Below are 11055 nucleotides of genomic sequence, written 5' to 3'. Positions count from 1 at the left end.
AGCTGGAACAAGCGTCCAGCTCCCCGTTACGAGGTTCCGAAAAAGCATAAAACGGGCACCACGGGCCGCTCTAGAGACAAGCAAGCAGCTTAAACGACAAGCTAGAGCCCGCGGTCACCTGCTGCCAGCCCGCCGCCGCGCCGGAAAACCCGTGGCGGCGGGCGGTTCCGGGCACTAGGTTGCCCGGATGAGCGATGTTGAGTCAGAGCAGGTGTGGGACACCGAGACCGCGCAGAACTACGACACCCCGGGTGAGGGGATGTTCGCGCCCGAGGAGCTCGGTCCGGCCGTGGACCGCCTGGCCGAACTGGCAGGCGGCGGTGCGGCGCTCGAGTTCGCCGCCGGTACCGGCCGGGTCACTGTGCCGCTCGCCAGGCGGGGTGTGCCGGTCACGGGGATCGAACTCTCCGAGGCGATGCTCGCCCGGCTGCGGACGAAGGCCGACGAAGCGGAGATCCCCGTGACGGTCGGCGACATGGCCACCGTCTCCGTGCCGGGCGAGTTCTCGCTCGTGTACCTGGTCTACAACACGATCTCGAACCTGCTCACTCAGGAGGAGCAGGTCGAGTGCTTCCGCAACGCGGCCAGGCACCTGTCCCCCGGAGGGCGGTTCGTCGTGGAGCTGGGGGTCCCCGAACTGCGGCGCCTGCCACCCGGCCAGGACGGACTGCTGTTCTCCGCCAAGACCGGCTATGTCGGCCTGGACACCTACGACGTCGTACTCCAGCACCTCGTCTCCCACCACTTCAAGTTCGGCGAGGGCCGCGAGGCACGGGTGGGCCGGGTGAAGCAGAGGTACATCTGGCCCGCCGAACTCGACCTCATGGCGCGGATCGCCGGGTTCGAACTGGAGTCACGGCACGCCGACTGGAAGGGGTCCGAGTTCACCGGGGAGTCCCGCTCGCACGTGTCGACCTACCGGCTGCCCGAGGCGGGATGACCCGGGGTGAGCGCCCACCCCGTGCCGTGTCCCGCGGCCGGGGCTTGCGGGCTCTCGACCCCGCGGGTTGCTCGTCGGCTTACTCGTCGGCGCCGAAAGTGTTGTACTCGTTCGCGCGCTCCTGGCCGGAGAGGCCGTGGATGGCGTCCATGACCCGGTCGGTGATGACCCGGCGGGCCTTGCCCGGGGCCATACTGTCGAAGCCGCTGGAGAAGTCCATGGGCTCGCCGAAGCGCACCGTGAAGGGGTGGGGGCGCGGCATGTTGGCGCCGATGGGCTGGACCCGTTGGGTGCCGGAGACCGCGACGGGCACGATCGGGGCCTTGGACTCGATGGCCAGGTGCGCGACGCCGGTGCGGCCGCGGTAGAGGCGGCCGTCGCGGGAACGGGTGCCCTCCGGGTAGACCACGCAGGCCTCACCGTCGTTGAGCCGGTCCAGCATCATCTCCAACGACATCATGGCGTCGCGGGCGTTGCCGCGCCGGACCGGCATGGCGCCCAGGGAGCTGAACACGGTCTTGGTGATCCGCCCTTTGACACCGGGCGTCTCGAAGTAGTCGGACTTGGCCAGGAACCGCACCGGGCGCTGGACCACCGACAGCGGGATGACGACGCTGTCCACGAAGGACAGGTGGTTGCTGGCGAGCAGGACCGGGCCGGTCATGGGGACGTTCTCACGGCCCTCGATGGTGGGTCGGCACAGCGTCCGGGCGAGGACCGAAGCCGACTGCCGCAACGCACCGTAGAGCACGTGTTCTCCCTTTTTCTTGTCGGACAGCGCCGAGAACAATGTAACGGTGACCGGTCGGTAACAATGGCTTCGGGGGCACGGAGTGCGCCACGTCACCTACCGGGCGAACCGGGAGAATCGGTGCGGAAAAGTCGGAATCAGCTCGACAGCCGCCAGTCGGCGTTGGCCCCGCACACGACCAGGCAGGGGTTCTCGCCAGGAACGCGCCCGGCCAGCCATGCGGCGAAGGGGACGGCGGCCGCGGGTTCGGTGGCGATGCGGAACTCCTCCCAGAGGCGGGTCTGGGCGCTGATGATCTCGGCATCGCTGACCAGCGCGGGCGTGACCGGGTTGGCGCGGAGCACCTCGAAGGGCACCTGCCCCAGGGTGGCTGCGCCCAATGCGGACGAGGCGACCGACTCCACCTCGGTCCGGACCGGGTGGCCGACGGCCATCGCCTCGTGCATGCTCCGGCACCCCTCGGGCTCGACCGCCACGACACGGCGGCCCTCGGCACCCAAGCGCACACCGGCGGCCAGGCCGCCGCCGCCCACGGCGACGACGATGGAGTCGCACTCGGGCGCGTCGGCCGCGACCTCCAAGCCGATGGTGCCCTGGCCGGCGACCACGAGGGAGTCGTCGAAGGCGTGCAGGTACCGCACACCCTCGGACTCGGCCTGCTTCAGGGCGGCCTCGGCGGCCACGGCGTAGTGCTCGCCGACCCGGACGATCTCGGCGCCGGTGGCCTCCAGGGGTGCGGCCTTGGCCTCGGGCACCGTCTCGGGTACGTACACCGTGGCGTGCACACCCAGGATCCGCGCCGCCGTGGCCACGCCCAGACCGTGGTTGCCGCCCGAGGCGGTGATCACCCGGCCGGTGGGCGCGCCGCCGAGCAGTGCGTTGAGGGCGCCGCGGAGCTTGAACGCACCCGTGCGCTGGAGGTGCTCCAGCTTCAGACTGACCCGACGCCCGTCGACCTCGGTGTGTATCACCGGTGTGCGGCGGGAGTGCGGGGCGATCCGCTCGGCTGCGGCGCGGACGTCGGTGGCCGTGGGCACGGCGGGTGCGGTCGTGGTGCTCATGCTCCCACCCTGCCCCTACTGTCCATTAACTTAAAGTTGGGTCTGCTAAATAATAGTAAGCAGAGCTTTGTGTCAGACATCGTTCTTGCTGGTAGGGCAAGAGTGAGAACCGAGCGGAAGGGGAGGTGCCGTGCTGGACGCCAACCGGCTGAGGGTGCTGGTGGAGATCGCGCACGCCGGATCCATCGCCGCCGCGGCCGAACGCCTCTCCTTCACCCCGCCCGCGCTCTCCCAACAGCTCACCAAGCTGGAACGGGAAGCCGGATGCGTGCTCGTCGAGCGCGGCCGCACCGGGGCGACCCTCACCGAGGCCGGGCTCGTCCTCCTCGAACACGGTGAACGGGTCCTCGGGGAGCTGCGCGACGCCGAGGCCGCCGTCCGTGCCGTGGCCGGGGAGCGCCCGGGCCGCCTGTCCCTGGGGGCCTTCGCCAGCGCGGGCAAGGTGCTGCTGCCCGAGGCGCTCGCGGTGTTCGGCCACGAACACCCGCACGTGCGCCTGTCCCTGTCCGACATCGAACCGCCCGGCGGGCACGGCCTGGTCACCGCCGGGGACCTCGACCTGCTCGTCACCCACCGCTACCCGGGCGTGCCGCTGCCCCGAACGGGAGGCCTGCACCGGGAACGCCTCCTGGTGGACCCGCTCATGGCGGTGGCCCCCACCGGCCACCCCATCGTCGGCGGAGACCTTTCCTTGGCGGACCTGGCCGACGAGGAGTGGATCTGCGGGGCGCCCGGCATCCACAACCGGGTCAGCCTGGACACCGCCGCCGCGGCCGCCGGAGTGCGCCTGACCGTGGCCTACGAGACCCAGGACTACGAGGTCGCTCTCGCCCTCATCAAGGCGGGGGTCGGCGTGGCGCTCATTCCCCAGAGCATTCTGGGCGCGGCCCGCGGCGGCGGATGGGTCAGCCGCCCCCTGCGCGGTACCCACCTGGCCCGCGAGATCTACACCGTGCACCGCCGCCGCCCGCCCGAGCCGGTCCCGGCCATGGTCGCGACCCTTCGCCGCACCGCCCACGCCCTCAGCAGCCAGAACGAACCGGGGGACCGGAAGGAACCGGGAAGCCGGCAGGGCACGCGATGAGTCCGGGCGACATCCGAGGTCGGTACGGGACAGGATGCCGTGTACACCGGAGAACGGAGCCCACCATGGCCGCACCCGCTGGCCCCCTCGTCGTCAGCCTGCCGATCGCCGACCGGTGGCGTTCGATGGTCTTCTACCGTGACGCCTTCGGCTTCGCACCCGTCGGTGAACCGGCCGAGGACGGCGTGCCCGAGCCGCTGCAGTTCAAGCTCAACGACCAGGCCCTGCTGATGCTGGTCCCCACTGGAGGGTTCGGATGGGTCGTGGGCGAGGATCGCCGGGTCGCACCGCCCGGCACCAGCGAGTGCCTGCTGAGCATGGCTGTCCCAGCGGAGGGCGATGTCGCCGACGTGTTGGAGCGCGCCAGGAACGCCGGGGGAGAGGTCGTGACCGAACCCCAGCGGTACCCGTGGGGCTACTCGGGGGTCTGCGCCGACCTGGACGGCCACCTGTGGCAGGTCATCGTCCAGCCGCCGTCCTTCCCCTGACCGGAACCGTCCCTGGCCGGCACCATCACGGTCCGCCCGGCGCCCCGTCCTACACCGGCGGGGTTCCGGGCGGCAGCGGCGCGTTCCACCGGTAGCGCAGGGACAGCACGCGCACCGTGAAGCACAGGAGCGCGCCGAACACGGCGATCCACCCCGCGCCGAACCCGGTCAGGTCTACGAGCACCACGAACCCCGCTCCGAGCATCGCCGGGATGGCGTACAGCCGTGAGTCGGCGCTGAGCACGGTGGGTACCCGGTTGAGGAGGGTGTCGCGGATCGTGCCGCCGCCCACCCCGGTGATGACGCCGAGGATCACCGCTTGGAGCGGACCGAACCCGTGTTCCAGCGCTTTGGTGGCCCCGATCACCGCGAACAGGCTCAGCCCCGCGGCGTCGAAGAGCAGGATCGGCTTGGCGAGGTGCCTGAGCTGGCGGCTGAGGAAGAACGCCAGCGTGGCCCCGGACAGCGCGGTCACCAGGTACCGCCAGTCCTGGAAGGTCGCCGGGGTCTCACCGAGCAGGACGTCGCGGATGATGCCGCCGCCGATGGCGGTCACCACACCTAGGGACATCACGCCGACGATGTCCACGCGTGCGCTGCGGATCGCCGTCAGGGCCCCGTCCAGGGCGAAGGCGAAGACCCCTGCGAGGTCGAGGATGAGGATGATGTCTTGCGTGGACATGTGCCTGCGCCGGGAGTGGCGCTTCCTTCCGGGTCGGACCGAGTGCCAACCAAGAAGTACAGCACGAAACCGCTCAGTTCTCGCACGTCAGTGCTGTGAGGCGCCCCACGGCCGCCCCGTGCACGCCTCACCGCCGTCCTCCGGTGGGAGCTCGCTGCCCGGACCGTTGAAGAGCCTGCGCGGGTTGGCGCCCGGTAGTGTCGATCCATGGATGACCCTGACTTGTTGGAGATCGCCCCAGCTCTCTATCGGTTGCGTCTGCCCGGCGAACGAGCACATCTGCTCAACTCCTACATCTGGCTGGGCCCCAGAGGCGTCACACTGTTCGATACCGGATGGTCTGACAGCGCACCTCTCATCGAATCCGCGCTCCGAGCCCTGGGGCGCGGCCGTAGGGACGTCGAGCGCGTCGTCCTGAGCCATTTCCACGAGGACCACGCCGGGGCAGCGGCGGAGATTTCCGAGTGGTCCAACGCTGAAGTGGCCGCGGGAGCGCCCGAGGCTCCGGTGATCCGTGGAACGGCGGACGGGCCAATGCCCTGTTTCACCGACGCGGAACGCGCTGTTAGCGCTGAGCCGACGGAGCCGCCGAAGGCCGCGGCCTGTCGGGTGGACGTCGAGCTGACCGACGGCCACACCATCGATTTCGGTGGTGGAGCGCGTGTGCTGCACACGCCAGGGCACACACATGGGAGCGTCGCGCTGCATATCCCGGACCTTGACGTGGTACTGACCGGTGACACTCTCGCGGAGTTCCATGGGCAGGTGGTGCTCGGTACCTTCCACGTGGACCGAGCTGAGACCCGGCGCTCCGCACTGCGGATCGCGGAGACCGGTGCCGGAATCGCCGGATTCGGGCACGGTGAACCCGTGCTTGCCGACGCCGCCGCGCTCATTCGGACCGCTCCGGACGCCTTCGCTGACACGCCCCACGCCTGAGTTCTCAGCAGATTGCGGGGGCAGCCCTGCTCAGGCCAACTCCTGAGACGGGCCTGCGGTGGCGCAGCAGAGCCCGGTCCCTACCGCTAACTGGCCCCTGACGCCGGTGTTGGCGGGCCGGGCATACGTTGCGTACCTTCCGGCCGCGACGGGGCGGGTACCTGTGCCGGGGCCAGCGTGTGTCCGGACTGGATACTGCTGCCCGGACCCGGCCGTCGGGGTCCTGGCGGGGGGCAGGCGCGGTCCCTGGCCGTTCCCGCACGCGTGTCGGGTCTTCCCGTGCCGTGCTTTCGGGGACACCATCGGGGGTGGAGCACCGGACCACGGGCGGAGCAAGGCGCATGGAACACCTCGACGCGATCGTCATCGGTATGGGGCCGGGCGGTGAGACGGTCGCCGACCGCCTGCTCACCGCGGGCAAGCGGGTGGCGGTGGTCGAACGCGAACTCGTCGGCGGCGAGTGCGGCTACTGGGCCTGTATCCCCACGAAAGTGCTGCTGCGCCCGCCGGAGGTGCGCCAGGAGGCGGCCGGTGCCGCCGGGGTCGGAACCCCTGGCCTGGACTGGCCCGGGCTGCGTGACTACCGCGACCAGATGATCCGCCACCTGGACGACTCCGCGCAGGTCGCGAACTACCGGGAGCGCGGGGCCCTGACGTTGCGGGGCACGGCGCGGATCGTGGGCGTGGACCCGTGGCGGGTGGCGGTCGGCGACATCGAGTACACCGCCGACCATGTCGTGGTGGCCACGGGGTCGGGCGCCCTGGTCCCGCCGATCGAGGGCCTGGCGGACCTGGGCCCGGACGTGGTGTGGACCAACCGCGAGGCGACCACTCTCACCGAGATCCCGGAACGCGCGGTGGTGGTCGGGGGCAGCGCCGTCGGCGTCGAGCTGGGCCAGTTCCTCGCCCGGATGGGCACGCGCGTCACCGTCGTCCAGCGCGGGCCGCGGCTGTTGGACCGCGAGGGTCCCCGGTTGTGCGAACTGATCGGCGACCAGTTCCACCGGGACGGGATCACCGTCCACACCGGCAGCGAGGTCGCCTCGGTGCGGTGGGAGGACGGTGAGGTCGTCGCCGCCCTCTCCGGCGGAGAGCGGGTCCGGGCGGACGTGGTCGTGTTGGCCAGCGGGCGCGAACCCCGGGCCGGGGAACTGGGGCTGGCGGAGCTCGGCGTGGAACTGGAGGGCGGTGCGCTGCCCGTCGACGACCGCTGCCGGGCCGCACCCGGGCTGTGGGGCGTCGGGGACGTCACCGCGAGGTCGATGTTCACGCACGTGGCCAAGTACCAGGGCAAGGTGGCCGCCGACAACATCCTCGGCGCCGAGCGCGTGGCCGACTACACGGCCGTTCCGCGGGTGGTGTTCTCCTATCCGGAGATCGCCGCGGTGGGGTTGACCGAGGAGCAGGCACGCGAAAGCGGCATCGACGTGGCCACCGCCGAGACGGACCTGACCGCGGCCTTGGCCCGCCCTTGGACCATGGAGACGGACCCGAGCGGCACCTTGGGCCTGGTGGCCGACCGCGGACACGGGGTGCTCGTGGGAGCTTGGGCGTTCGGCCCGCTCGCCTCGGAGTGGATCCACACCGCCGCGCTCGCGATCCGCATGGGCCTGCCGATCGCCGCCCTTCGCGACTCGATTCCGCAGTTCCCCACGTTCAACGAGGGCTACCTGAACGCCTTGGAGGCCTTGGACGTGTGAGACCGGTCCGCCCGGCGGTGTGCCCGCCGACTCAGCCTTGGAGTGCTGCGGCCTCCTCGGCTTCCACGCTCTTGTTCCACTCTGCCTTGGCGGCCTGCCAGGCGTCCTCGTCGCGGCCGAGGCGCCAGTAGCCGGAGACCGACAGGCGCTCCTTGGGGAGAGCGTGTTCCACGCGGAGGAGTCGGCGCAGGTCGCGGACGAAGTTGGCCTCGCCGTGGACGAAGGCCTGCCCGTCACCGGCGGGGAACTCCAGAGCGCGCACGGCCGGGACGAGCTTGGACCCTACGACACCGCCCCCACGGTGCAGCCAGCGGACGTGGACGCCCTCCCGGACCGTTAGGGGCTGTTCCTCGGCGGCGTTCTCTACCTCAACGAACACGTGCGCCGGGCTTGCCTCCGGCAGCGCTTCGAGGGCGGCGGCGACGGCGGGCAGGGCGCTCTCGTCCCCGGCCAGCAGGTGCCAGTCGGCCTCGGGGCTGGGGGCGTAGCCGCCGCCGGGGCCGAGGAAGCGGAGCCGGTCCCCGGGCTTGGCTCCGGCCGCCCAGACCCCGGCCAGGCCGGCCTCGCCGTGGTGGACGAAGTCGATGGTGAGTTCCCGGGTGACGGGATCCCAGGTGCGCACGGTGTAGGTGCGGGTGACCGGCCACTCCGAGCGGGGGAGTTCGGCCCGGACCGCTTCGAGGTCGTAGTGCTCGGGCTCGTCCGGTGCGGGCGGCGGGAACAGCAGCTTGACGTAGCTGTCGGTGGCGCCGCCGGCGGCGAACGCCGAGAGCCCTTCACCGCCCAGCACGACCCGGATCATGTGCGGGGTCAACTGCTCCACCCGCTCGACCCGGCCGGTGTGTACGGTCGCCTTCGGTCGTGCTCGCCGCTCCGTCACGGCACCCCCTCTCGTTGGGTTAGGTAAGCCTAACCATGCCTACCCTAGGGGTTGCCTCAACGGTGGGCAAACTGGAACCGGGCACGCCGGAGGTGGGCAGAACCCAGGGGCGAGGGTTCTCAACGGGTCTTCGCGTGCGGCTCGGTGCGGTCGGCCCCGGTGAAGGCGTCGTGCAGTTCGACATCCCGCTCGTCGGCCCCCGCGCGCACAGCCGCCAGCCACGCCGCGCCGCCGGAGGTGCACCCGGCCAGCATCACCGGCGATCCGGTGCCCATGGTGAGCTTGTGGGTCAGGGCCTCGCGGACCGGGGCGGAGTGCGCGAGGACGGAGCCGGCCAGGACCACGGGCAGGTGTTCGCCGGGCACGCGCACTTGGTGCACCGACTGGGCCAGGTGGCCCGCCGCGGCGTTCACGATCACCTCGGCCGCCCTGTCATGGAGCGCGTGGGCGTCGGTGACCAGCGGAGCGAGTTCGGCCAGGCCGACCGGCGGGCCGGAGGTGAGGGTGCGGGCGAAATTGCGCGCGTGCTCCTCGGGCCACCGGTCCGTGTCGTTCGGCCGCTGACCGGGGATGACCCGCTTGGCCACGGTACGGGCCAGTGGACTGAGCTCCCCGCCCAGGCTGAGCTGGCGGGCGGTCTCCTTTGCCGCTTGGTGGCCGATCCAGAAGGCCGACCCTTCGTCGCCGATCAGCCAGCCCATGCCGTCCGCGGACCTGCCGCGGCGCCGCCCCTCGATCCGGGTGGCGATCGCTCCGGTCCCGGCGATGAGGACGGTGCCGTCCCGTTCCAGGGTGCCCGAGGCGAAGGCGACCGTGTCATCGCCGGTGAACTCCTGCCCGCTCGGCTCCAGCCCGGCCTTGGCCAGGGCGCCCTCCATGCGGGCCCGGACGTTGCCGTCGCGCAGGGCCGAAGCGCCGGCCAACCCGATCACGCCCGCCGCCACAGCTTCCCGCGCCCAGGGCCCGGCGCGGTCCAGGGCGGTGCCGACCGCCTCGGTCAGTTGCTCGCCCGCCCGCTCGGCTCCGTGCGTGTTGGGGTTGGCGCCCCCGGCCCAGCCTTCGCCGAGGCGTTCACCGCCCAGGGTGGTCACCAGGGCCCGGGTGGTGGTGCCCCCGGCGTCCACGCCCACGACGAGGGCGGGGCCGACGGGGGGAGGGGGTGTCTCTCGTGTCGTCACATCCGAAACGTGCCCCGCCGGTGTGCGGGTTACTCGCCGTTGCTGATGTCTTAAGCGAACATCAGCATCCCGTGCATGTGTGCACGAAAGGTCCGTGACGGTGTCACCACAACCTGGGTTGGGTGTCCTGACGACGGTGTCCCGTTTCCTTCCGCTTGTGCGGTCTTGCGCCACCGGCCCGCCCCGCACCCGCCCTGCGGCGGGTGCGGGTAGTGCGGGTCCTACGGTCGGCTCCACGGGCCTTCGGAGCCCTCGCTCCCCGGTCTCCGGCCACTCCGGTACCGGTACTGCCCACCTGCGCCGCCAGGGCGGCGAGGTTGCGTGCTGCGTTGACGTCCCGATCCAGCACGAGGGGACATGCGTCGCAGTCGAACACCCGGACGTGCAGCGGCAGCTTGGCTTTCGTCGCCCCGCACCCCGAGCAGGTCTTACTACTGGCGAACCACCGGTCGGCCACCACCAGGCGCCCGCCATTCCAGGTGGTTTTGTAGTCCAGTTGGCGGCGGATCTGCCCGAACCCCGCATCAGAGATGCGACGGGCCAGACGCCGGTTCTTGACCATCCCGGTCACGTTGAGGTCTTCGATGACCACGGTGCCGTACTCGCGCACCACACTGGTGGTCAGGTGGTGCAGCGCATCGGTGCGCAGGTTGGCCACCCGGTGGTGCACCCTGTTGCGTTTCCGGTTGGCCTTGACCCACCGCTTCGAGGGAGGGCGTCCGGTGCGCCGGTCCGGGCCCTGCCTCCGGGACACCCTCCGGCAGGCCCGGCGCAGGTCGGTCAGTGCCCCCTCCAGGTGGCGGGGGTTGGCCACATGGCGCGCCCCGCCGTCGTTGTCGGCGACCACCGCCAGGGACGTCAGGCTCAGGTCCACCCCGGCCACCCCCTGCGGGCGGGCCGGAGTGGTGGGGGCGCGCTCGATCTCGACCTGGAAGGACACCTGCCACCGCCCCCGACGGTGCGAGACCGTGGCCGAGAGGATGCGCGCGGTGCCGTTGGCCAGGCGGCGGTGGAGTTTGCGGGTGGACTCATGGGTACGCACCCGCCCCACCACCGGCAGCCTGATGTGGCGCCGGGTGTCTTCGCACCGGATGGTGCCGGTGGTGAAGCGGCAGGAGAGCGGGGCCCGGTGCTTGGACTTGGGCCGCGGTACCCCCCACCCTCGGACCTTTGCGATCACCCCGCTTGGCGGCAGCACAGGCATCGAAGCCGGCCGCGGCGCCTGCTAGGTGTACTGACCAGAGAGGTTAGGTACGCGGGAAGCGGGAGGACCGCCAACGGCGGTATGGAACCGGTGGTGATTGTACTCGTGCAACCACTCGCCGAACGCCTCCCGCTTCTCGCTCTCAGAC

At 71.2% G+C, this 11055-nt stretch carries 11 protein-coding genes and 1 pseudogene; 5 read left to right on the top strand and 7 right to left on the bottom strand.

Going from position 1 to position 11055, the window contains the following annotated elements; genetic code table 11:
- Positions 1–187 precede the first annotated feature (187 nt).
- Positions 188–940: a class I SAM-dependent methyltransferase gene (locus tag ACYVD1_RS33800; protein ID WP_460778552.1), complete on the top strand. Its 753-nt coding sequence runs from the start codon at positions 188–190 to the stop codon at positions 938–940.
- 79 nt (positions 941–1019) lie between these two features.
- Here ACYVD1_RS33800 and ACYVD1_RS33795 read toward each other — a convergent pair whose 3' ends face one another.
- Both ACYVD1_RS33795 and ACYVD1_RS33790 read right to left on the bottom strand, forming a co-directional pair.
- Positions 1020–1691, bottom strand: a complete 672-nt coding sequence (locus ACYVD1_RS33795) for a lysophospholipid acyltransferase family protein (protein ID WP_460778551.1) — start codon at positions 1689–1691, stop codon at positions 1020–1022.
- Positions 1692–1828: 137 nt separating this feature from the next.
- Entirely contained in the window at positions 1829–2752 is a 924-nt protein-coding gene (locus ACYVD1_RS33790; RefSeq protein ID WP_460778550.1) for a threonine/serine dehydratase, read from the bottom strand.
- 130 nt (positions 2753–2882) lie between these two features.
- On the opposite strand from ACYVD1_RS33790, the gene ACYVD1_RS33785 reads away from it, so the two are divergent.
- Both ACYVD1_RS33785 and ACYVD1_RS33780 read left to right on the top strand, forming a co-directional pair.
- Positions 2883–3836, top strand: a complete 954-nt coding sequence (locus ACYVD1_RS33785) for a LysR family transcriptional regulator (RefSeq protein ID WP_460778549.1) — start codon at positions 2883–2885, stop codon at positions 3834–3836.
- A gap of 65 nt (positions 3837–3901) precedes the next feature.
- Positions 3902–4324, top strand: coding sequence for a VOC family protein (locus ACYVD1_RS33780; protein ID WP_460778548.1), 423 nt, complete (start codon positions 3902–3904; stop codon positions 4322–4324).
- A 49-nt stretch (positions 4325–4373) separates the two neighbouring features.
- Here the strand turns inward: ACYVD1_RS33780 and ACYVD1_RS33775 are convergent, their stop codons facing one another.
- Positions 4374–5006, bottom strand: coding sequence for a trimeric intracellular cation channel family protein (locus ACYVD1_RS33775; protein WP_460778547.1), 633 nt, complete (start codon positions 5004–5006; stop codon positions 4374–4376).
- A gap of 207 nt (positions 5007–5213) precedes the next feature.
- Here ACYVD1_RS33775 and ACYVD1_RS33770 point away from each other — a divergent pair, with 207 nt between their 5' ends.
- On the top strand, positions 5214–5945 hold the full coding sequence (locus ACYVD1_RS33770) for an MBL fold metallo-hydrolase (RefSeq protein ID WP_460778546.1): 732 nt from the start codon (positions 5214–5216) through the stop codon (positions 5943–5945).
- 341 nt (positions 5946–6286) lie between these two features.
- The gene (locus ACYVD1_RS33765; protein ID WP_460778545.1) at positions 6287–7645 is read left to right on the top strand and encodes a dihydrolipoyl dehydrogenase family protein; all 1359 of its coding nucleotides are present in this window, start codon (positions 6287–6289) and stop codon (positions 7643–7645) included.
- Positions 7646–7676: 31 nt separating this feature from the next.
- Here ACYVD1_RS33765 and ACYVD1_RS33760 read toward each other — a convergent pair whose 3' ends face one another.
- The 4 genes and pseudogenes from ACYVD1_RS33760 to ACYVD1_RS33745 form a co-directional block, all read right to left on the bottom strand.
- A complete protein-coding gene (locus ACYVD1_RS33760) occupies positions 7677–8525 on the bottom strand; it encodes a siderophore-interacting protein (protein WP_460778544.1) in 849 nt (282 codons plus the stop codon).
- 119 nt (positions 8526–8644) lie between these two features.
- Positions 8645–9649: an N-acetylglucosamine kinase gene (locus ACYVD1_RS33755; protein WP_460778553.1), complete on the bottom strand. Its 1005-nt coding sequence runs from the start codon at positions 9647–9649 to the stop codon at positions 8645–8647.
- Positions 9650–9806: 157 nt separating this feature from the next.
- Positions 9807–10907 carry an IS607 family element RNA-guided endonuclease TnpB gene (gene tnpB / locus ACYVD1_RS33750; RefSeq protein ID WP_460778543.1) on the bottom strand — a complete coding sequence of 367 codons (1101 nt, stop codon included), beginning with the start codon at positions 10905–10907 and terminating at the stop codon, positions 9807–9809.
- A gap of 21 nt (positions 10908–10928) precedes the next feature.
- A pseudogene (locus ACYVD1_RS33745) lies at positions 10929–11055 on the bottom strand (IS481 family transposase); the annotation flags it as partial.

The organism is Nocardiopsis nanhaiensis (assembly GCF_054778635.1).
Note: the sequence above shows the minus strand (reverse complement) of the source record. Positions and strands in the feature narration are given on the sequence as shown.

Bases quoted from the DNA above. Each gene is read 5' to 3' on its own strand.
- ACYVD1_RS33770 (WP_460778546.1), top strand. From the start codon at position 5,214: ATGGATGACCCTGACTTGTTGGAGATCGCCCCAGCTCTCTATCGGTTG.
- tnpB (WP_460778543.1), bottom strand. From the start codon at position 10,907: ATGCCTGTGCTGCCGCCAAGCGGGGTGATCGCAAAGGTCCGAGGGTGG.
- ACYVD1_RS33780 (WP_460778548.1), top strand. From the start codon at position 3,902: ATGGCCGCACCCGCTGGCCCCCTCGTCGTCAGCCTGCCGATCGCCGAC.
- ACYVD1_RS33790 (WP_460778550.1), bottom strand. From the start codon at position 2,752: ATGAGCACCACGACCGCACCCGCCGTGCCCACGGCCACCGACGTCCGC.
- ACYVD1_RS33775 (WP_460778547.1), bottom strand. From the start codon at position 5,006: ATGTCCACGCAAGACATCATCCTCATCCTCGACCTCGCAGGGGTCTTC.
- ACYVD1_RS33765 (WP_460778545.1), top strand. From the start codon at position 6,287: ATGGAACACCTCGACGCGATCGTCATCGGTATGGGGCCGGGCGGTGAG.
- ACYVD1_RS33800 (WP_460778552.1), top strand. From the start codon at position 188: ATGAGCGATGTTGAGTCAGAGCAGGTGTGGGACACCGAGACCGCGCAG.